This is a genomic window from Stenotrophomonas sp. SrG (assembly GCF_050031795.1).
GTDB lineage: Bacteria > Pseudomonadota > Gammaproteobacteria > Xanthomonadales > Xanthomonadaceae > Stenotrophomonas > Stenotrophomonas rhizophila_A.
Window position 1 is genome coordinate 1 of the sequence record NZ_JBNBBE010000548.1, and the last position, 253, is coordinate 253.

At 71.9% G+C, this 253-nt stretch carries 1 protein-coding gene; it reads left to right on the plus strand.

Going from position 1 to position 253, the window contains the following annotated elements; translation table 11 throughout:
* Nucleotides 1-253 (plus strand): aminotransferase class I/II-fold pyridoxal phosphate-dependent enzyme (locus ACQG3P_RS20805; protein ID WP_426806112.1); only part of this gene is annotated, 253 nt, incomplete at both ends.

Genomic DNA, 253 nt, shown 5'->3' on the forward strand with positions numbered 1-253 from the left:
GCTTCCTGGGCGCTACCGGCCGCGGCTCGGCCGAGGTCAAGGGCGTGCTCGAGAAGAGCGACATCATCACCGGCACCCTGGGCAAGGCCATGGGCGGCGCGCTGGGCGGCTTCACCACCGCCAGCGCCGACGTGATCGAGCTCCTGCGCCAGCGTTCGCGCCCGTACCTGTTCTCCAACTCGCTGCCGCCGCGCGTGGTCGCCGCCGGGATCAAGGCATTCGACATGTTGGCCGCGGCCGCCGACCTGCGCAC